A 22,168-nucleotide genomic window follows, 5' to 3' on the forward strand; every position below is an offset into this window, starting at 1 on the left:
GAAATTTTATGTACAAACTTCTTTTAATTCTTTTGTTAGGGTTTTTTGCTTACGCGCAAGATGAATCCCTGCAACCCGCACAAAAAGAGGAATTTTTCAATGACTTTGAAAGCGAATATAGCCAACAAACTCTTGTCAAAGACCCGCTTATACGTTATAATCGCTTGATGCACAATGTGAATTGGGGAATTTATTATTATGTGATTAGCCCTACATTAGACGCTTATAATTATGCTATGCCACTTGGTTTTAGACTTGGGATTTATAACTTTTTTGATAATCTCGCCTCACCTTTGCGATTCCTTGCCTCCCTGCTTGCTGGAGAACCGAAAGTAGCGATGGACGAACTTGGACGTTTCGCTCTTAATTCTACCGCTGGAATCTTAGGAATCTTTGATGTTGCCTCACAAAATGGATTGTATTCTCATCGCAATGATTTTGGTATTACTCTTGGTAAATGGGGAATGGGAAGTGAATTTCATCTTGTTTTGCCGCTTCTTGGACCTAGCAATCTACGCGACGCTTTAGCTCTGCCGCTTAACACCCTAGCCTATCCGACAAACTATATTCAACCTAGCGAACTTGCAATTAGTGCTGGTGTGTTAGAAGTAGCCAATTACACTGCAAGACATAAGGCGACTTTGGATTCTCTCTATCAAGATTCCTTAGATAGTTATCTTTTGTTTCGCGATTCTTATGAACAAAGACGTAACGAACTTATCTTAGAAAAATAAAGGAAATAAATGACAATCTCAAAAACTTTTCATAGAATCTTATTTGCTTTCAGCCTTTTGTTTGGGGTTTTTAATTCTTTGGCTTTTGGGTTAGAACTCTCTCAAATACAAAGCATAATGACGCAAAATATACAAAAAACACTAGAAATTTTGCAAAAAAGTATCGTGACAAACTCCAAAGATTCTGCAATTTCTAATGCTCAAGCAGAAAAAATTGCAGAGGAAATCTTTGTAATGTTTGATTCTATTTTTGATTACAATCTTATGGCACAACTTTCCCTCTCCAAAGATTATAAGACACTAACCAAAAATCAACAAGAGGAATATATGCAAGCTTTTGAACAGAATCTCAAAAGGAGTTTTACCGATAAATTAAGACTTTATAAAGACGAAAAACTAGAAGTGCTTGGTGGAGAACAACCTAAAAACAATCGCTACAACTTAAAAACTTCTATGGTTTTAGATGGCAAACTTAATTATATTATTTTTAAATTCTACGACAAAGAGGGAGATTGGAAAATCTATGATGTAGATATTTTAGGCATTAGCGTGATTCAGACTTATCGTTCCCAATTTGGCGATATTCTAGCGCATAGTAATTTCCAAACCTTGCTTGCCAAACTCAAAAGTGAAATTACCTTTGAATCCCCAAAACAATAATTTGTTTTTGCGATTCTATCGCGCAATTTTAAATGCTCCAAAACTTACGCTCGCCTTTTGCGTGATAATTTTCTTTGTTTTTGGCTTTTTTGCGCTCAAACTTCCCATTGACGCAAGCTCGGATAGTTTGATACTAGAAAATGACAAAGACTTTAAAACTTACGATTCTATCACCAAAAACTACACGACACAAGATTTTCTTATTTTGGCTTTAAGCCCCAAAAAAGGCGATGTTTTTCATCAAGACTTCTTGACAACTCTACAAAACTTCACCGACGATTTAAAAGAGATTCCACAAATTGACGAAATCTTGAGCATTCTCAATGCACCCTTACTTAAGAGTGCGCCAAATTTGGAATTGCAAGAATCCCTCAAGGCGAATCTCACCCTACTTTCTACGCAAACAGATTTTGAATTAGCAAAACAAGAAATCCTCCACCACCCCTTTTATACGCAAAATCTTATTTCCAAAGACGCTAAAACTGCAGGAATCTTAATCTATCTCAAAAACAATTCGCGACTAGAACAATTAAGAGAGCTTAAAAACACCGAAACAAACGAATCCCAAAAGCAAGAAATCCAAAAACTCATTGAAAAAGAAAAAGAAAAAGCCCAAGCACAAAATGACGCGACCATTGCAACACTTAAAAGTTTGCAAAACAAATATGAGGGCTTGCAGATTGGTGGAATCACACTCATTGCGAGTGATATGATTGCCTATGTGAAATCTGACCTTATAACCTATGGGACGAGCCTTAGTGTGATTTTGGCTTTAATGCTTTGGGCGTTTTTTGGGCATTTGCGATTCGTTTTTTTGACGCTTCTCATTTGCCTTTTTACCCTCGTAGTTAGCAGTGGAATCTTTGCTGCATTTGGGTTTAAAATCACGGTGGTTTCCTCTAATTATGTTTCTTTGTTACTTATCATCAATGTTTCTTTGGTGGTGCATTTAATCGTAGCCTATTTGGAATTTTATTCCAAATTCCCCAAAGCCTCGCAAAAAAATCTCCTTTATGCGACGCTTTTAACTAAACAAATGCCAAGTTTTTTTGCGGCTTTTACAACAATGATTGGCTTTCTTAGCCTTATTTATTCTAATATTTTACCCATTATCCATTTGGGCATTGTGATGAGTCTTGGTGTGAGTGTTGCACTGCTCTTTACCTTTGTGCTATTTGCAAGTATTTCAGCTCTTTTGGATAAGCCAAAACATACCACAAAACTTTCCACAAGACAGCAAAGATTCTTAGAATTTTGTGCTAATCTATCAATCCACAAATCCAAAAGGATTTATTTCTTTGCGATTCTTTGTGTTGCTTTCAGCGTTTATGGAATCCAAAACCTAAAGGTTGAAAATAGCTTCGTGAATTACTTTAAAGATTCTAGCCAAATCAAACAAGGCTTACTCAAAATTGACAAAGATTTGGGTGGCACAGTGCCTTTGGAGATTCTCCTTACCTTTCCCAGCAAAGCAACACAAGCTGCAATAGACGATGAATTTGAAGCAGAATTTAACGCACTAGAATCGCAAGATACTTATTGGTTTGATAGCCAAAAACTAAGATTAGCCAAAATCGTGCATACTTACTTAGAGGACAATCCTTATGCTGGCTCTGTTTTGAGCTTACATAGTTTGGTGCGCCTCATAGACAATCTAGGAATTGACGCCGATGATTGGACGATTGCATTTCTCTACAAAAACGCACAAGACGCCCTCAAAGCACAAATTTTCACGCCCTATGCGAATTTAGAGCAAAATCAATTACGTTTTGTTCTGCGCACTTTTGATTCCAATCCCACCCTAAAGCGCAATGATTTTATTATGCAAATCCGCAAAGATTTAGAATCCTTGCTACAAAATGAAAAAGTGCAAGTGCAAGTCAATGGTGTAATGGTTTTGTATAATAACCTATTGCAAAACCTTATTTCCTCGCAAGTGGATACTTTAAGCTTTGTGATTGGAATTATTTTCTTAGTCTTTTTGTGGATTTTTAGAAGTTTCAAGCTCGCCATTATTGCGCTTTTAACTAATCTTGTTCCTTTAGGCGCAATCTTTGGAATCTTAGGCATTAGTGGGATTCCATTAGACCTTATGGGAGTTACGATTGCCGCAATCTCCCTTGGAATTGGCGTAGATGATGTAATTCACTACATTCATCGCTTCAAGGCAGAAATCAAGAATCATTCCCTCCAAGACGCGATTTTGGAATCTCACGATTCTATCGGAAGTGCAATGTATTACACAACTTTCATCATTGTAGTAGGTTTTTGTGCGATGATGAGCAGTAATTTTATTCCTACTATTTATTTTGGATTCCTTACCACTCTTGTAATGTTGCTTATGCTGCTTAGCGCACTTCTCTTGCTTCCTACCCTACTCAATAGTTTTTACAAAACAAGCGTATTGCGATAATAAAATCCATAAAATTTTAATTTTCTAAGGTAGCTAAAAATTACAAAAACTCATAATGCTCAAGATTCAAGACCACATCTTGATTATATTTATCCCACTGCAATGAATAAATACAACCGATTTTCTGCCCTACATTTTCCCGCAAATCTTGAAAAAACGCCAAAGCATTCTGCCTTGCTCCATTCTCTTGTAATTTCACGCTACTATGCCCTGCGCCAAAATAACGCACATCAACAATCTGCGCTTCTGTATAGAATCTAGGCAAAATATTTTCTTGCCCAAAAGGTTCAAAATCCTGAATCATTCTAAACAAATCCTTACAGACTAAATCCAAAGGTAATCTGCCTAGCACTTCTTTAAAACGTGTTTCTTGCTTGGAAATGCTTTGTTCATATTGAAACTGCATTAATTGCACCCTAAAGCTTTCTAAATTTTCTACTCTTAGGCTCAATCCCGCTGCACCAATATGTCCGCCAAAGGCTACCAAATATTCCCTATTTGCCTCTAAAATCTGCATACAATCCACGCCCACAGAGCGCATACTGCCTTTTAAGATTCCGTCTTTTAGGGTTAAAACAATGCTAGGCTTCAAAAAATCCTCGCTTAATCTCGCGGCGATAATGCCAATAATTCCCTCGTGCCAAGATTCTTTAAACACCAAAACAAAAGGTAATTCTTGAAAATCTTTTTGGGCAAGAAACATCGCCTTTGCTTCTTCATAAGTTGTATTTTGTAAGGTTTTACGCTTGCTATTTAAATCTAATAATTTTTTAAGATATTGTTTGGATTCTGAAAACTTCTCTGTAACTAAAAAACGATAAGACAAAAGAGCGTGTTCCATTCTACCCGCGCAATTCAGCAAGGGCGCAATATAATAGCTGATTAACTGCACGTCCAAATTATATTTTGAAAAATGTTCCCTCAAATGAATCAATGCGATTCTTTGGCTTTGACGCAAGACTTCTAAACCTTTTTTGAGTAACACACGATTGATTCCACGCAATGGCATTACATCACTGACAATAGCAAGTGCTAATAAATCCAAAAATTCTACCATTTGCACTTTTAACTTCATTTCATCTTTTAGTGCAGCGCACAAATACCACGCCACACACGCGCCGCAGATTTCAGGCTCTGGAAAATCGCTAGAAAGTTTGGGATTACAAATCAATGCTTCTGGTAATTCCTCTTGTGGCGTATGGTGGTCTGTAATGATGAGTTCAATTCCTCTTTCTTGACAGATTTTTGCTGCTTCTATTGCATTGATTCCATTATCTACGGTGATAATCATATCGCAATCTAGTCGCGCAATAATCGTTGAAGACAACCCATAGCCGTCTAAAAAACGATTAGGAATCTCAATCTCTATTTTGTAATGCAGTTTTTTAAAAAATTCATAAAGAATTGCGCAGGACACCACGCCATCTACATCATAATCCCCTACAACAACAATTTTTTGATTTTGGTGGATTGCTTGTGCAATCTTTTTTGCAATTTCTGGTAAATTTTTAAGCTTTTTTGGTAAAGGCAAATCCTTTAAACTCACAATCGTATCGTTTTGGAAACGTTCGGATAGTTTTGAGTGGATTGCTTCTTTAGTTAGTAAATCTAAATGTGGAATCAAAGAGAATCTTTAAGAGTGTATTTTAAGGATTGTTTAATAAATTCTAAAATTACCAAATTGGGTGCTTGCAAGCGAGAAGTGAATTCTGGGTGGAATTGCACCGCGACAAACCAAGTGTGTTCTTTTAGCTCAATTGCTTCAATCAAGCCTTTACTCTCGCCGCTTACAATCATACCTTGCGATTCTAGCTTAGAGCGATAATTTGGATTCGCCTCATAACGATGTCTGTGCCGCTCTTTGACTATCTTTTGTCCTCCATAAGCGGCTTGCAATTTACTACCCTCTTTTGTGTGGCATTCGTATTCTCCTAAGCGCATTGTGCCTCCCATAGGCGAAGTATGCGTGCGGATTTGTTCCTTGCCTTGCTGGTCAATGAAATTCTCAATCAAATAAATGGCAGGTTCTTTTGTATTTGGATTAAATTCCATAGAATCTGCCTCTTTAATCCCAAGCACATTGCGGCAAAACTCCAAAATCGCTAATTGCATTCCCAAACAAATCCCAAGAAATGGAATCTGATGTATTCGCGCAAATTCTATGGCTTTCATCTTGCCGACAATCCCTCTTTCGCCAAAACCACCGGGCACAAGGATTCCATTCACATATTTAAGGCTATTAAGGGCTTCCTCGCTTTTCTCTAGCTCCTCACTATCAATCCATTGAATATTCACCTTTGTATCTAGATTTGCTCCCGCGTGAATTAACGCCTCCGTGAGTGATTTGTAAGATTCTTTCAAAGTCAAATATTTCCCTACAAATGCGATAGTTACTTCATTTTGTGGTGCTAAAATCTGCTTAACAAGCAAATCCCATTCTTTCATATCGGGCTTAAATTCAGGCAACTTTAAAAATCTAGCGATAGGCACTAGCATTCCCTCTTTGAGAAAATTCAGCGGCATTTGATAAATACTTTTGGCATCTTGTGCCATAATCACGCAATCATAATCCACATCGCAACTCATAGAAAGCTTATTTTTTAGCTCTTTTGGAATCTCCTTTTCTGTGCGCGCAATAATAAGTTGTGGCGTGATTCCGATTCTACGCAACTCTTGGACGCTATGTTGTGTTGGCTTTGTCTTTAACTCGCCTGCCGCACGAATTAATGGAATCAAAGTAACGTGCAAACTAATCACGCGTTCGATTCCATATTCGTGCTTCATTTCACGCATTGCTTCCAAAAAAGGTAAGCCCTCAATATCCCCCACGGTGCCACCTAACTCAACGACAAGAATCTCTTTTCCCTCGCCTGCAAGGCGGATTCTGTGTTTAATTTCATCTACAATATGGGGAATGACTTGGATTGTTTTCCCTAAATATCCACCCTTACGCTCTCTATCAATCACACTTAAATAAACTTGCCCTGTCGTAAAATTGTTTTTAGAGGAAAAATTCATATTCAAGAATCTTTCATAATGTCCGATGTCCAAATCTGTTTCCGCGCCGTCTTGGGTTACAAAAACCTCTCCGTGTTCTAGCGGGCTCATTGTTCCGGGGTCTACATTGATATAAGGGTCAATCTTTAAGATTCCGACTTCAAAACCAGAATTTTTAAGCAAAGTTGCAATGGACGATGATGTGATTCCTTTGCCTAACGAACTTAAGACGCCACCGGTTACAAAGATATATTTTGTTTCAAATTTGGACATTACAAACCTCTAAAAATTAAAAGTGTTATTATACTTTTAAGCAAGTTAATTTTTGCTTTTTACAAGCATTCGCAAAGAACTTTCCGTTTAAGTTGAACGAATTTCTCTATTTTTCTTGCCCCATTCACACATAGAATCCAAAATAGGAATCAAAGTTTCCCCCTTTTTGGAGAGACGATATTCTACCTTTGGCGGAATCTGTGGATATTCTTTGCGCTCTATTAAGCCATCATTTTCAAGCTCTTTTAGCGCATTAGTCAAGGTTTTAAATGAGATTCCATTCAAATAACGTTTCATCTCATTATACCTTACAACCTCAAAGCGAAAAAGACAATAAAGAATACTCATCTTATATTTCCCTGCAATCAGCGAAAGCGTATAAGCAAAGGGCGAATCTGACAGGCATAAGTCGTGCGAAAGTTGTGTGGGACAAGTATTTTGCATTTTTATCTCCTCTTTTTCTAAAATTTTCAAGAAATTATACTCTCTTTTTAGTAAGTATCATACTTTAATTTTCGTATTGCACTTATTTGAAGTTTAATTTATAATTTCTCAAGAATTTTTGCGCAAGATTCTTGAATCAAATTTAAAGGAGTGAAAATGCAAACGATTCTGCTGCTAAATGGCGGTAAGGCTTTTTGTGAATCCGGCGGCAAACTTAGCGCGACTTTGCAAGAAGTGGCAAAAGAGACTTTAGAATCTCTAGGCTTAAATGTGCTAGAAACACACATTGATAAAGGTTACAATGAAACCCAAGAAGCTCAAAAGATTCTAAGCTCTGATGTTTTAATTTGGCAATTTCCAGGCTGGTGGATGGGCGAACCTTGGATTGTTAAAGAATACATTGACAAAGTCTTTATGGCGGGAGCTGGGACGGGTCAATTTTTAACAGGAGATGGACGCCACAGAAACAATCCAAACAAAAACTACGGCACAGGTGGCTTGCTAAAAAGCAAAAAATATCTCTTTAGCACGACTTGGAATGCTCCACTTAGCGCATTTGAAGATAAAAATGAGTTTTTTGGAGGAATCGGCATAGACGGAGTGAATTTGCATTTACACAAAGCGCACGAATTTGTAGGAATGTCAGCATTGCCTAGCTTTACTTGCTATGATGTAGTAAAGAATCCTAAAGTAGAACAATATATTGCGGATTATAGGGCGCATTTGCGCAAAGTCTTGGGATAAACCCAAATGAACAAATGTAAGAATCGCAAACGTAGAGACTTTTTAAAAGCTTCTGCAAAAATTGCGGGTATATTAGCTTTTGGAAGCACAACAAATTGCTTTGCAAGCTACAATAAAATTAAAGGAGAAAAAATGACAAAAATTAGTGAATATGAAGCGATTATCCAAGTGATACAAACCTACTTGGAGGGTTCAAATCAAGGCAAAAGTGAAATTGCTAAACAAGCCTTTGCCAAAGACGCCATTATGCAAGGCACAAACAAAGATGGTAGCCTAGTGAGTGGAAGCATAGAGAATCTCTACAAAGTGCTTGATGAAAGCGGAGAGGCAAAAGACGCGGAATCCCGCATTGATGTGCTTTATGTTGATGAGAGTATCGCAAGTGTGCGCGTGATAATAGAAAATTGGCACGGCTTAAACTTCACAGATTTACATCAGCTTTTTAAGAGCAATGGTGAGTGGAAAATCGTCGCTAAAGCGTATCATACACATTAAAATCTCATCTTGTGTAAGATTCAAGCGTGAGCTACAAAGAATCGCTAGATTCTTAAAAGCTCACAAAATTTGTCAATTTACTTCAAACAAATTTCTTTGCTTTAAATATTTTTATCAGCCTTATTGCCCAATCATAATGGCTGGAAGTCGCGCTAATACAATAGTCTCCAAGACTTGTCGTGCCGCACTAAGGATAATGCTTTTTGATAAATAGCTCATTTGGGAAGATTTTGTATCATTTTCATACAATCTGTATGGCTTTGCAAAAGCAGACTTTGTTATTAAATCATTGCTTCCTATTGTTCTATGATGAGTTTTTCTTCTATATATTTTTGCATTTCCTCATCATCAAAAACTTTATCAAATTTTGCTTTGATTTCTGTGTCAAACCCTGCTTTGATTTGTTTATTTATATCTTCAATAAAAATTTTAAAATCACTATTTTTTTCCAAAAGCATATTGAGTGTTTGTATATCAATCTCTCTTTCTCTGGAGCTAAGCAAGATTTTAGAATCCAAAGTTTCGCACTCAAGTTTTATCACTCCGATACCAAAGCTTTGATTTAGTCGTCTTAACTCGCTTAAAACCTCCTCATCAATTTCTTCAAAAACTACCAAATACCCTTCATTTGCCCAACTAGAATTACTCACAGCCTGAAAATAACTTTCCTTTAAATTTGAAAAATTAAGGCTAATTTTAAGTTCAAATGAAAAAAGTTTATAACTATTTTGCCCTATATTATGCAAAAATGTCAGAGTTTCTTTATTATAATCATCATAAGGAAAATACACACCTACAATATCAGGATAATTCCATTTGTCTTTGCCCATTGCTGTTTTTTTGCTTTTCTCGTGGTAAATAGTTTTGCATCGGAGATTAAAATTAGAATTTTCATAGAGAAATTTTACAAGCAAAGGGTGTAAGTCTCTTTCGTGAAATTTCATCTTTTCATCTTTATCCAAAATTTCATTGAGTATTTTTGAATTTTCCATATTTAATAGCTCATTTTCTCTCTCTTTAAGCCAAAAAGTAGTGGGTTTCTTAGAAGCAAAAATAAAGCAATTCTCTTTTCTTTTAATGCGTTCATAAATAACAGCTCCAAGGGTCATAACAGGCGTTTTTCCAACGCTTGAAAGCTTTTTATCAAGCCCCATTTCACAAGCCTTTAACCAAATTTGCTTACTCGTCAATGGAGTATTTGCTTGTTTTAAAATTTCTACAACAAGTTCTTTATAAGTCATTTTTCCTCCTTCACTCCCACTCAATCGTACCCGGTGGTTTGCTTGTGATATCATACACCACGCGGTTAATACCCTCAACCTCATTAATAATGCGATTACTCACAGATTCTAAAAAATCGTGGGGCAAATGCGCAAAAGTCGCTGTCATTCCATCAATTGCTTCTACTGCACGCACACAAATCGTATTATCATAAGTGCGATTATCGCCCATTACACCTACGCTCCGCACATTTAAAAGCACACAAAACGCCTGCCACACTTTGTCATAATAGCCTTGTTTGCGCAGCTCGTCTATAAAGATAGAATCTGCCTCACGTAGCAAATCTAAATCTCTCTTATTCACCTCGCCCATAATGCGTATGGCAAGCCCGGGTCCTGGGAATGGGTGGCGCATTAGCATAGATTCAGGCATTCCAAGCTCTCGCCCTAACGCCCTCACTTCATCTTTAAAAAGCTCCCGCAAAGGCTCAATGAGTTCAAACTTCATCCACTCCGGCAATCCACCCACATTATGGTGGCTTTTTATCGTCTTAGAGGGACCCTTCACACTCACAGATTCTATCACATCAGGATAAAGCGTGCCTTGTGCGAGGAATTTTATCTCACCTTTGGTATTGTGCTTTTTTGCCTCTTTTTCAAACACTTCAATAAAAGTCTCTCCAATGATTTTACGTTTCTTCTCTGGGTCAATCACACCTTTAAGACGGCTTAAAAACAACGCACTAGCATCTGCAGTAATCAGCGGCACTTTGAGGTTTTCTCTAAACATCTTCTCCACCGCCTCTCTCTCACCCTTGCGCAAAAGCCCGGTATCCACAAACACAGGGATAAGATTTTCCCCAATGGCACGATAAAGCAAAGCTGCAACGACACTAGAATCTACCCCACCACTCACCGCACATAAAACCTTAGAAGGCGTTGGCTTTTTGGTGCTTTTAGCGGATTGTTCGCTCGGTGCTTGGTCATTACCCTCAAGGTAACTCCCTTCGCCCCTCGCTCCAAAACCACTAAAATCCCTCAAGAATCTTTCCGCCTTAGAATCTTTGGCAAAATCTTTAGATTCCACTTTCGTTTTGCTTTGCTTTTCATCTAGCATTCTAAGATTTGCAGTAGTGCTTTCGTAGTTTTTTTGGGATTTTGGGGGTGAGGCTAGACTAATGGTCTGCGAACTTTCAAAATCCCAAAAATCTGCGGAATGATTGCCCAAAGTTGAATGCCTTTTGAAACACGAAATCAGGTGGTCATTCACCATTCCAATAGCCTGCATAAACGCATACATAGTTGTAGTGCCGACAAACTTAAACCCACGCTTTTTCAAATCCTTAGCGATTGTATCTGAAAGTGGTGTGGAAGCGGGTAAATTTGCGATGCTTTCAAAGGCATTGATAATCGGCTTGCCTCCCACAAAGCCCCAAATATACTTATCAAAGCTTCCAAACTCCTTTTGCACTGCCAAAAATGCCTTAGCATTAGAAATTGCAGCTTCTATTTTGGCACGATTGCGGATAATCCCCTCATTGTGCATTAAAGATTCTATTTTGCTCCCATCATAAGCAGCAATTTTATGGTAATCAAAATCATCAAATGCTATTCTAAAACTCTCACGCTTTTTAAGAATCGTAATCCAAGAAAGACCCGCTTGAAAACTCTCTAACAAAAGAAACTCAAAAAGTTTCCTATCATCGTGCAGTGGTTCGCCCCATTCTGTATCGTGATAATTTTCATATAATTTACGTGCCGATTCGTCCTTATCAGTAGCCCAAGTGCAACGCACCCTCTCGCATTTTCCTTGTGCCTCAAGCCCCAAAGACTTTTGCAAACTCTCACGTGCAATGCTTAGGGGGATAAGTTTTGGTGAAAATTCCCCAGCACTCCCCGCAGGGATAGGATTTTCTCCTGTTTTTGTAAATCCTAAATGCTGATAGAAACTCAAAGCCCACTCAAGACTATTAACCTTTATGACTTCAAATGCACCTAAATACCGCATAAATGCTTCTTTGAGTAGTGCTTTACCTACACCTTTTCTAAAGGCTTTTGGAGCGATAAAAAGCATTGCGATTTCATTTTTTTCTATCTCAATAAAACCTAGCCATTCTTCATTTTTTTTGGCTATAAGTAAATTTTTGGATTTTAAAATAGCCTCCAGTATTTCTTCTCTCATACCCGCAATCTCATCTTCGCTTAAATCTTTGTGGGTGGCTCTTGCGCCCTGCTCCCAAATAGAGGCAAGATGTTGAATTGCTTGTGCTTTCCCAACTTGTTTAAAAGATTCTACAAGAGTGATAAAAGACAAAGAATCCTCTGGAGATGCCAAAGTGCGCTGTAATTGCTCCCTCGCTACCTCCATAGGCGTTAGCATAATTTTCTGATAACTTCCAACACAAAAGGGTTCGCCTGCCTTTTTAAATCCCAAAGATTGATAAAATCCCAAAGTTTGCTTACGGCTATTAAGGATAATGCTGTCAAATTTATACAAATGCCAATTTATTGCTTCTTTAAGCAGTGCCTTGCCAATCCCTTTGCTAAAATATTGAGGCGCGACAAAAAGTAGAGTAATTTCATTGCTTTTCACCGCGATAAAGCCTAGCCATTCCCCCGCTTTTTTAGCAATCAATATTTCCTCTGCCTTTGCAATATAATCTTTTTCTATCTCTTTGCACCTGTGGGTGATAAATGCTTCACTTACTTGTTGTGTGGCTCGCACAGAATCTTCCCAAATTTGTAGGAGGTTTTCTATCGTTTGCGCCTTTCCTTTTTCTTTAATAGCAACTTTTAATGTAATAAAAGCAGGATTTTGCAAATCCACATTTTCGCTTCCATAAACGATATGGCGCAGTTTTTCAATCTCATTTTGCGCGAAATTCCGCATATTCCAGCTTGTATCCGCGCCACAAATCCCTACTGCAAAGTTTTGCAACATCTGCCCTCCACACTCGCTATGCACGACTTCAGGGTGAAACTGCAAGGCATAAATCTTGCGCTTAGAATCTGCAATCACGCAATAATGTGTATTGCCAGACTTTGCAAGCTCTTTAAATCCTTTTGGGATTTTTTCTACTTTATCAGCGTGGCTCATCCATACGATAGAATCTTGCTTCACATTTTTAAAGAGTGTGTTTGCTCCAAGCCCTTGCGTGTTCGTGCTATTCTCTAATCCTTGCCATACATTTTTTTTAAGCTTAAAAACCAAATGGTTGATTTTTTTGCCCTTGTAAGACTTAAGATATTCCCCCACTTTTTGCATACTAAGCTTTTTTGCGACTTTAAGAGAGCTCAAATTATCCTCTTTGATGAGACAATACACTTCCTCCAATCCCAAAGTTTCAAAGCCATATTTTACACACATTCTAGCTGCTTCGCTTCCATAGCCTTTGTCCCAAAAATCGTGGTGTAAAAGATAGCCGATTTCTACAACTTCTTGAGTTTTGCCCTTTAGGTTTATCTCTGCATAATTTAGCCCCGCATTGCCGATAATCTCGCCACTTTGCTTCTCCACAATCGCCCAGATTCCAAAGCCATATTGTTGATAATGCGCTAATTGTTTATCCAACCATTCTTGACTTTCCTTTTTGCTAAATCCGTGCCCCCACGCATACATCGTCTTTTTGTCACTTAAGATTCTATGTAGTGCGACAAAATCCGCCTGTGTATAAGGACGCAAAAAGACACGCTCACTCTCACACACAAAAACATTTGCCACAGAACCGCTAGTTTCTCTTTCAAGTGCTTTTTTTAATGTTGCCTTGTTTATTTTTAAATGCACAATGGGGAAGTCTCGCCCTGCGGAATCTTGCGCGCTTTTGCCGATTGCTTCAAAGCCCAAACTCTGATAAAATGCCAAGCCTTGCGCATTTTGCTCGTTGCAATCTACTAAAATGCAAGGATAATCTTTCAAATATCGCTCCAACGCCTCCTTTAACAATGCCTTGCCCACACCTTTTTTAAAAGCTTTTGAAGCGACAAAAAGCATTTCAATCTTATTGTCTTCCACACCAACAAAGCCCAAAAAATCCTTTTTATCTGTCGCAGTGATAATATTTTGAGAGCTTTGTAGTGCTGCTTTGACTTCTATTTTAATCTCTGCAATGTCTTGCTTAGTTAAAAAAGTGTGGCTTACTCGCACAGAATCTTCCCATAAATCAAGCAAGGCTGTTAGCATTTGAGGAAACTTGTTTTGACTAAAAAGCGTAAAAGAAAGGCTCATCGGCACTTGTGCGCCTTGAAATGTGGGATAAGATGAAACTTTAGAATCTTTATCCGCATAGGATTCCATAATCTCTAGCACCGCCTTGCCAAACTCTTGCGCGTCTGCCTTGATGACGCGTCCGCCAAAATGTTGGGCGATAAGCTGCATACCATAGCAGATTCCTAAGATTGGAATCCCAAGCGAAAAAATTGCGCTATCGGGCTTATAGGCGTCTTTTTCATACACACTTGCGGGTCCGCCACTTAGTATAATGCCTTTAGGATTCTTTGCCTTAATAGAATCTAGTTTTTCAAAGTAAGGGACAATCTCGGTATAAACGCCATATTCACGCAGTCTCCGCGCGATGAGCTGTGTGTATTGAGAGCCAAAATCTAGCACTAAAATTTGGACATTATTTGCTTGCATAAAGAATCCTTAAAAGTTGTAGAATCGCATTTGTTAATTTTTGGCGCAATCTTAGCTAAAAGTTGCTTATAAGTGCTTTTATTCAAGCTTTGTAGTTGAGATTTGCAAGTCTTTTATCAATTTGTAGTAAATTTTGTTTTTTTGATAAAATATGCGTGGAAATATTTAGAAACGAGAGGGAGTTGCTTATGACAAGTGATGAAAAAATTTTTAAGGAATTTCAAGAGCGTTGGAGTTTGAAAAAAGTCAGAAATATGACTTTAGAGGAATATACAGGACTAGGTGGAGTAAATAGAGATGACTTTACTTATTGGATAGAAACTAAACTTAGTAAATTTAGTAAATTTAGTAAATTAGGGAGTATATCGGGAGGAAGTGCATTTAAATTTGGTATTTATAAGCGTAATGCAGAGACTATAAAAGAAAATGGACAAGGTTTTATTTACGAAAAAGACTATGCTTGGTCGGCAAAATATGGAAACACAAAAGAGGAGGCTTTTGATAAAATTAAATCTTATATTATAAAAATAATAGAATTGAGTCAGCGCAACAAACTTGATGAGATAGACAAAATATATTTAGGACATTCATATAAATGGAAAATTGCCTTTCATTATCAGGATATTAAAGATATGAAAATAGTTTGCATATTTAGCGAAAATGTTTTACAAAAAATCGCAAAGGGAGAAAATTTAGGGGAAAAATTAAGCACAGCACAAATTTATGAAAAACTTTTGGGAGACAAAACTTACACCCTTGAAACAATGATACAAGAAAAATATAAGCCCCTTTGGCAAAAATATGGTGAAAATTCACAAGAAATAAAGGAGAATCCAAATACTCAAACTCAAAACACAATCCCCCTTAATCAAATCCTCTATGGACCTCCAGGAACAGGTAAGACTTATGAAACCATCAATAAGGCTTTGGAGATTTTAGTCAAATTTAAAGAGATAGATTCTATCCCCGAGACAAGAAAGGAGCAAAATAAACTTTTTAGAGAGTTTAAAGATAAAGGACAAATTGCTTTTATCACCTTTCACCAAAGCTTCTCTTATGAGGAGTTTGTAGAAGGGATAAAGCCTGTTGTTGATGATTCTTCCAAAAATATGACTTATGAAGTGCAAAATGGAATCTTTAAAGAGATTTGCCAAAGGGCATTAACAAATTATCAAAAACACAAGGAATCTAGCAATGAATCTGAAAATAGACAAGTCAATACTCAAGAACTATTCCAAACTTATGCTTTCTCGCTAAAACAGGTTTTAGATGAGGGGAAAGAACTTGATTTTTATAAAAAAATGAAAATTTACTCCATTAATCTTAAGGAAAATGGGGAGATAAAATCTATAAGTATTGGGACAAGTGCGGAATCAAATTCTATGCAAAGCTTGACTAAAGAAATTATTTTAAGAGATTATCCAAAATTCAAAAGCGGAGATATAAAAAGTTATAAAGATATTAAACCGACTTATGAATCACAATCACAATGGCACGGGAACGCTATTTATTATTTTGAATTATATAAAAAGCTTCAAGAATTTGAAAAGACAGAGTATAAAAAGCAGGATTCTAAGTCTGTGGAAAAAGTCCCACTTAAGCCCTATATCCTCATTATCGATGAGATTAATCGCGGGAATATTAGCAAGATTTTAGGGGAGCTTATCACGCTTATTGAACCAAGCAAAAGAATTTGGAATGATGAGGAGCTAAGGGTAACTCTACCTTATAGCCAAGAGACATTTGGTGTGCCAAGTAATCTTTATATCATTGGCACAATGAATACAGCAGATAGAAGCATTGCTTTACTTGATACTGCGTTGCGTAGGAGATTTGAATTTAGCGAAATGATGCCAGATTGTGAAGTGCTCAAAAGTATTTGGTTAGTGAAAGATACAGAGGATAAAAGAGACAAAGAAAACAATTTGCAAGATACTAATTTGCATATTGATGAATATCAAGTGCTAGAATCTAAAATTTTATTTAATATTCTAAAAACCCTTAATCATCGCATTGAGTTTTTGCTTGATAGGGAACATACCATAGGACACGCATTTTTCTTTGAAGGAGCAAAATTTTTTAAAAATAATGAAAATGTTTGGTATGAATTAAGTTTGAATGACTTAAAAACAATTTTTGCCAAAAAGATTATCCCTCTTTTGCAAGAATATTTCTATGAGGATTATGCTAAGATTGACGCGGTGCTTAATGGCAATGGAATGATAAAATCTAAGAGTATGCAGGATTTGGACATAAGTTTGAGTGATGAGTTTGTAGATAGTGAGAAAAAAATCTATGAAATCGTGCCATTAGAAGATGAGATTTGGAGCAATCCTCAAACTTATATTAAGATATACGAAACTAATTAACAATGAATCATAAAAGTTTATGTATCGCTGAATGGCAAAGCTTTGGGGTAGAGGATATTAAGCGAGTTTTGGAGCAAAAAGATAATCAAACAAATAAAAAACTAGAAAATCAAGCCCGAAAAATCTTTGAGGAATTGGTAGAATTTGCACACACAGAGGGCAATCATATTTTCTTAAAATTTGCAGGCAAAAAGCTAAAGGCACAAAATTATGTCGGACTTATTCAAATTAAAAGCGGCTTTTGCCTAGAGATTTTGCCAAAAACTTTTCATACGACCAAAGAAAGTGAGGGCTTTGCATCTAAGGATATAGAGGATAAACGAAAATCCATAGAATCCGCCAAAGCACTTTTACTCAAAATGCTTCAATCTCTCAAAGATTCTCCTTTTAAACAAAGTCATTTTGCACACTTAAAGTTAGCAAAAATGCCTTTACTTGAAGTGTTTGTTTTAATGTTTTTAGAGGAATTAGAAAAATTAGTGAAAAAGGGGTTAAAAAGCGATTATATTGTGCGTGAGGAAAATCGCAATTTTTTAAAAGGCAAATTGCTTTTAAATGAAAATTTAAAGCTCAATTTCGCCCACAAAGAGAGATTTTTCATAAGCAGTGATGAGTTTAGTGTCAATATTGCCTCAAATCGCATTATCAAAAGCACTTTAGAGCTTTTAAACACACAGAATCTAAGCACAAATACAAGTGCAAAATTAATGCAAATGCGCTTTATCTTTGCAGATATTCCCCCAAGTCAAAGTATAGATAAAGATTTGAGTAAATACCAAAATTTAGGGTATTTTAGGAATTATAAAATCATTTTGCAATGGTGCGAAATCTTTTTAAGGCGCAGGGCTTTTACTCCTTATCGTGCAGATTCCAAAGCTTTTGCTTTACTCTTTGATATGAATAAACTTTTTGAATCCTTTGTTGCAAGCGAAATGAGAAAGTGGCTATGTAGTGCGAAGTTGAGTTATGAAAATAAAGAATTTATGGGACAAATTTTTGGAGAAAACAAAGACTTTTACCTTAAAACCCAAGAAAAGAGCAAATATCTTGCTTTAGAGGGTGATAAAAATAGATTTTTGCTTAACCCCGATATTGTCGGCTACCAAAAGCAAGTTCAAACAGACCAAGCCCTTTTCATTGCCGATACCAAATGGAAGATTCTAAGCCAAGAGAAACAAAATTATGGTATTTCTCAAAGTGATATATATCAAATCTTTGCGTATTTAGCCAAATACCAATGCAAGAGAGGCTTTTTGATTTACCCAAAGATAGAGGATTGCAAGAATATATTAGAAAATTTAAAGCTAATTTTCAAACCAGAAATTCTTAACAAAGAAGCCAATCAAACTACACTCACGCTCTGCTTTTTTAATGTGTAGTTTGTTGAAATTAACCCTTATTTATTCAATAGAAAGGAGTTTCCCTACAAAAACCAACGCCAATAAAGCATACCAAAAACAATAATGAGCACGATTCCAGCTAAACTTAAAAGAATCCCAAACCGAAACATATCCCAAACTTTTACCCCGCCTTTGCTAAAAACTATCGCATTGGGTGGAGTAGAAATAGGAAACATAAAGGAAAATCCCACACAAATAGTGGCAATGAGCATTACGAGACTTTGCATTTGTGGGTCCAAAAAGTCTTTTGTGGAAGCAAAAATAGCAGAAAGCAGAATCGCAATCAACGCCGTAGAGCTAATAAACATTGTCAAGCACAAAACCAACAAACACACACAGAGCAAAAAAACCAAAAGCGGCAGAGAGCCAAAATACTCAAAAACAGGCTTAAAAGCATCTCCTAATTGCATTTTTGCAATCGCCATAGCGATACAAAATCCAGCACCAAACAAAAACATCACTTCAAAAGGAACTGCCTTAGAATCCTCCCAACGCAAACAACCAATCTTAGGAACAAACATCAAAAGCCCAAAACTAAGCAAAAGGATATTTTCATTAAACCCCAGCCCGTTATAAATCGGCTTTATGGGAGAATTTAGCAAAAGCAGCAGAAGCAAAACGCCAATTAAAAACATTAATTTTTTATGCTCAAAAGTTACTTTAATCTCCTCAAATGCTTCAATTTTCAGCTCTTCATTTCCGAGATTAACAGAAAGAATCTTAATCATCACATAAAGCATACACAAAGTTAAAGGCAACATCATAAAAATCCAAGTCGCAAACCCGATGCTTTCAAATTGTATCGTCTCCAAAAAACCCAAAAAGATGAGATTCGGTGGCGTGCCAATCGGTGTTGTGATTCCGCTAATACTCGCCCCAAAAGCAACAGCAAGCAAGAATCTACTTTTTAAAGCCTCATCTTGCGTGATAGAAAAAGCAATAGGAATCAGCAAGAGTGCCACCGTGGAATTAGACAACACACTACCTAGTGCGACACTAGCCACTCCAAGTGCAGTTAAAATGCCTTTGGGAGTTGTCGGAAAATAGCTTAAAAATTTCTTTGCGATGATTTTGTGTAAGCCAATCTTTTCTACGCCAATAGCAAGCATAAATCCACCCAAAAATAAAAAGATGATAGGGTTTGCATAGTTGCTCGTCGCACTTTTCACATCTAAGATTCCAAAAGCCGGAAACAAAATAATAGGCAACAAAGAAACAATGCCTAGTGGCAAGGCTTCATTAATCCATAAGGTAATCAGCAAAAACAAAATCCCAATAAACGCCCCCACCTCAAAAGAAGCCGCAAAGTAATAAATACTCAAAAAGCCTGCCAAAAAAGCACAAAAAATCGCCAAACTCAAACCCGATAGAATCTGAAAATGCGTTTTAAATCTTAGCTTTTTGTGTAGTCTTGCTCTTAATCTCATTAAAAACCTTTTATGCGTTGATTTAATGAAATTGTAGCATACAATGCTAGTTTAATTCCTCCCCTAATTGCTCCATTTCCTTAAGTGCATTTTTAAGACTTATGCAAATTTCCTTGCTTAGTTCCTCTGGGCTTGGCAGATTCTCCAAATCCTCTAAACTCTCATCTTTTAACCAAAAAATATCCAAATTCATCTTATCGCGCTTCTTAATCTCTCCAATACTAAAAGCGTGGAATCGCTCATTCTCCTTGCGATTTTCCATTGCCCCCACGCAAAAACTTGCTTCAAACTCCCGCAAATGCTCCGCACTCAAAGGACTTGTTACAAGGCTTAGATTAATATTCGTGCGCATATCATACACCCATACTTTTTGCGTGGAATCCTCGCTTGTTGCGACTTTGTCAAAAAACAGCACATTCGCTTTTACGCCTTGTGCGTAAAAAATCCCGGTAGGAAGCCGTAAAATCGTATGCAGATTAAAATCCTCTAAGAGTTTTTTACGCACTTTCTCCCCCGCTCCCGCTTCAAACAGCACATTATCGGGTAGCACCACCGCCGCTTTACCCCCGATTTTTAAAAGATTCATAATGTGTTGCAAGAAATTCAGCTGCTTATTAGAGGTTGTGGCGAAAAAATCCTCTCTGTTGTATTCGTCCTTTTGGCTTTTCACCTTGCCATTTTCGGCTAAAATCTTAGTCGCCGACTTCTTGCCAAAGGGCGGATTGGTTAGCACCCTATCAAACCGCCGATTGCCTAACTCACTTAGAGAATCCCCAATCTCTATAATGCCTCCCTCGCCTCCGATTCCGTGCAGATACAGATTCATCGCGCACAAAGACGCCACTAAAGGCGTAATGTCCTTGCCATAAAGCCTCTCATTTCTTAAGCGTTTGAGTTCCTCTTTGTCCTTTGTCTGTGCTTTCATCGCCTCATACGCACTTAGCAAAAATCCGCCAGTGCCACACGCAGGATCGCATACCTCCATATTAGGCTTTAGCTCCATTAGCCCCACAATAGAATCTATCAGCACTCTAGGCGTGAAATACTGCCCTGCTCCCGCCTTTGTCTCTGTGGCGTTTTTCGCAAGTAGCCCCTCATAAATCGCGCCTTTTATATCTACATTCAAGCCCAGCCAAGTTTCACTATCCATAAGCACAAAAAGCTTTTTAAGATTTGCAGGCTCTTTGATTTTGTTTTGCGCGTCATTGTAGATAAGCCCTATCACGCCCTCACTCTTTGCAAGTTGCGCGAGTGCGGCATTATACGCGCTCTCTAGCTCCAGCCCATCTAGGTTTATGAGCCGCTCCCATTTGCAGTTTGCAGGGATTTTGCTACTTTCTCCTATGCTTTCCCTCTCACTTTCCATTTTCAAAAACAGCAAATAGCTTAACTGCGCGACATATTCAGTATAACTCACGCCACTATCACGCAAAATCGTTGCGAAATTCCACACCTTTGCGACAATCGCTTTTTCACTCATTTTTGCCCCTTTTATGTTGCGAATTTTGGAATTTTTAACATTCCCCGCATTTCTCTTGCAAAATTTTTAGCAAATCCTCATATTTGCACCTGCCCTCTGCTAAAGATAGTCCAAGATTCTCTATTTCATCATTGCTAAATTCTATTTTTATGCCATTAAGCTCCAAAAGAACGAGCAAAATCATCATTCCTATGCGCTTATTGCCATCGACAAAGGGGTGATTTTGTATCATCGCACTTGCAACTTTGGCGATTTTTTCCAAAACACTAGGATAAAATTCCACCCCGCCAAACCCACTCTCGCCACTTGCCAAAATCCCTTCTAAAATACCTCTATCTCTTAGCTCGTAGCTACCACCGGTTTGCACAATAAGCATTTTATGAAGCTCTAAAACCTCATCAATCCCAAGCCATACCATTTTTTCTTACTTTGCTAAAGCCTCAAAAGCTGTTCTGTATTTTTCTAGCATTTTGTTCCCAATCTCTCGCGCTTCTTTGCTACTTGCATAAAAACTTGTCTTTGTTGGGGCTTTAAGCTCAAAAGGTATAGCATTTTCCCTTATCACTGCTTTTGCAAAAATATTAAAAGCGGAGCTAAGATTCAGCCCTAAACTTTGGACAATCTCTTCAAATTCTTGCTTTTCTCGCTTGTTCATCTTAAAAGTTACATTGATATTTGCATTATTTGACATCATCTCTCCTTTTTGTATAGTTTATGGTATTTTACCATATTTTAGCCTAATATTGCTTATTTTTGTTAAATTTTACATTCTACACCAACTCACCCTTAAAGGCTTGGTTTAAAAGTGAGGATTTGAGCCTTTGGAGATTTTCTAGGCTCTCATTCACAAACTGCGCCAACTTCTCCAAATGCGCAAAT

General features: G+C 37.3%; 17 protein-coding genes. 7 read left to right on the forward strand and 10 right to left on the reverse strand.

The features are described 5' to 3' along the window. The first annotated feature begins 8 nt into the window (after positions 1-8). The 3 genes from K2N75_RS04725 (at position 9) to K2N75_RS04735 (ending at position 3,807) form a co-directional block, all read left to right on the forward strand. Positions 9-734 (forward strand): VacJ family lipoprotein, encoded by a 726-nt coding sequence (locus tag K2N75_RS04725; RefSeq protein ID WP_297679832.1) that lies wholly within the window; start codon positions 9-11, stop codon positions 732-734. A gap of 117 nt (positions 735-851) precedes the next feature. Continuing rightward, positions 852-1,394, forward strand: a complete 543-nt coding sequence (locus K2N75_RS04730) for an ABC transporter substrate-binding protein (RefSeq protein WP_297679848.1) — start codon at positions 852-854, stop codon at positions 1,392-1,394. Next, the gene (locus tag K2N75_RS04735) at positions 1,375-3,807 is read left to right on the forward strand and encodes an MMPL family transporter (RefSeq protein WP_297679833.1); all 2,433 of its coding nucleotides are present in this window, start codon (positions 1,375-1,377) and stop codon (positions 3,805-3,807) included. The genes K2N75_RS04730 and K2N75_RS04735 overlap by 20 nt, the downstream gene beginning before the upstream one ends. Positions 3,808-3,847: 40 nt before the next feature. Here the strand turns inward: K2N75_RS04735 and recJ are convergent, their stop codons facing one another. From recJ to K2N75_RS04750, 3 genes are all read right to left on the reverse strand, one after another. Next, a complete protein-coding gene (recJ, locus tag K2N75_RS04740) occupies positions 3,848-5,431 on the reverse strand; it encodes a single-stranded-DNA-specific exonuclease RecJ (RefSeq protein ID WP_297679834.1) in 1,584 nt (527 codons plus the stop codon). Continuing rightward, a complete protein-coding gene (locus tag K2N75_RS04745) occupies positions 5,428-7,077 on the reverse strand; it encodes a CTP synthase (RefSeq protein WP_297679835.1) in 1,650 nt (549 codons plus the stop codon). The genes recJ and K2N75_RS04745 overlap by 4 nt, the downstream gene beginning before the upstream one ends. An 87-nt stretch (positions 7,078-7,164) precedes the next feature. Further along, entirely contained in the window at positions 7,165-7,521 is a 357-nt protein-coding gene (locus K2N75_RS04750) for a helix-turn-helix domain-containing protein (RefSeq protein WP_297679836.1), read from the reverse strand. A 156-nt stretch (positions 7,522-7,677) separates the two neighbouring features. Between K2N75_RS04750 and K2N75_RS04755 the strand changes: the two genes are divergently transcribed. Together K2N75_RS04755 and K2N75_RS04760 are read left to right on the forward strand one after the other, a co-directional pair. Beyond that, on the forward strand, positions 7,678-8,265 hold the full coding sequence (locus K2N75_RS04755; protein ID WP_297679837.1) for an NAD(P)H-dependent oxidoreductase: 588 nt from the start codon (positions 7,678-7,680) through the stop codon (positions 8,263-8,265). 132 nt (positions 8,266-8,397) lie between these two features. After that, entirely contained in the window at positions 8,398-8,760 is a 363-nt protein-coding gene (locus tag K2N75_RS04760; RefSeq protein WP_297679838.1) for a nuclear transport factor 2 family protein, read from the forward strand. A gap of 82 nt (positions 8,761-8,842) precedes the next feature. Here the strand turns inward: K2N75_RS04760 and K2N75_RS09200 are convergent, their stop codons facing one another. The 3 genes from K2N75_RS09200 to guaA all read right to left on the reverse strand — a co-directional run bounded on the left by K2N75_RS09200 (position 8,843) and on the right by guaA (position 14,613). Continuing rightward, positions 8,843-8,917, reverse strand: coding sequence for a hypothetical protein (locus tag K2N75_RS09200; protein WP_363318425.1), 75 nt, complete (start codon positions 8,915-8,917; stop codon positions 8,843-8,845). Between the two features lie 139 nt (positions 8,918-9,056). Further along, a complete protein-coding gene (locus K2N75_RS04765; RefSeq protein WP_297679839.1) occupies positions 9,057-10,001 on the reverse strand; it encodes an HTH domain-containing protein in 945 nt (314 codons plus the stop codon). Positions 10,002-10,011: 10 nt separating this feature from the next. Continuing rightward, positions 10,012-14,613, reverse strand: a complete 4,602-nt coding sequence (gene guaA / locus K2N75_RS04770) for a glutamine-hydrolyzing GMP synthase (protein WP_297679840.1) — start codon at positions 14,611-14,613, stop codon at positions 10,012-10,014. Positions 14,614-14,801: 188 nt separating this feature from the next. Here guaA and K2N75_RS04775 point away from each other — a divergent pair, with 188 nt between their 5' ends. Both K2N75_RS04775 and K2N75_RS04780 read left to right on the forward strand, forming a co-directional pair. Next, entirely contained in the window at positions 14,802-16,982 is a 2,181-nt protein-coding gene (locus tag K2N75_RS04775; RefSeq protein WP_297679841.1) for an AAA family ATPase, read from the forward strand. A 2-nt stretch (positions 16,983-16,984) separates the two neighbouring features. Continuing rightward, positions 16,985-18,361, forward strand: coding sequence for an McrC family protein (locus K2N75_RS04780; protein ID WP_297679842.1), 1,377 nt, complete (start codon positions 16,985-16,987; stop codon positions 18,359-18,361). Positions 18,362-18,405: 44 nt separating this feature from the next. On the opposite strand, the gene K2N75_RS04785 is transcribed toward K2N75_RS04780, so the two are convergent. From K2N75_RS04785 to K2N75_RS04800, 4 genes are read right to left on the reverse strand one after another with little or no spacing between them, the layout of a single operon-like run. After that, on the reverse strand, positions 18,406-19,809 hold the full coding sequence (locus K2N75_RS04785) for a DASS family sodium-coupled anion symporter (protein ID WP_297679843.1): 1,404 nt from the start codon (positions 19,807-19,809) through the stop codon (positions 18,406-18,408). 46 nt (positions 19,810-19,855) lie between these two features. Next, positions 19,856-21,289, reverse strand: coding sequence for a type I restriction-modification system subunit M (locus K2N75_RS04790; protein WP_297679844.1), 1,434 nt, complete (start codon positions 21,287-21,289; stop codon positions 19,856-19,858). Positions 21,290-21,323: 34 nt separating this feature from the next. Beyond that, positions 21,324-21,707 (reverse strand): type II toxin-antitoxin system death-on-curing family toxin, encoded by a 384-nt coding sequence (locus K2N75_RS04795; RefSeq protein ID WP_297679845.1) that lies wholly within the window; start codon positions 21,705-21,707, stop codon positions 21,324-21,326. Positions 21,708-21,713: 6 nt separating this feature from the next. After that, the gene (locus K2N75_RS04800; protein WP_297679846.1) at positions 21,714-21,980 is read right to left on the reverse strand and encodes a type II toxin-antitoxin system RelB/DinJ family antitoxin; all 267 of its coding nucleotides are present in this window, start codon (positions 21,978-21,980) and stop codon (positions 21,714-21,716) included. Positions 21,981-22,168: the final 188 nt, after the last annotated feature.

Source organism: Helicobacter sp., from assembly GCF_029067145.1.
Classification (GTDB): Bacteria; Campylobacterota; Campylobacteria; order Campylobacterales; family Helicobacteraceae; genus Helicobacter_D.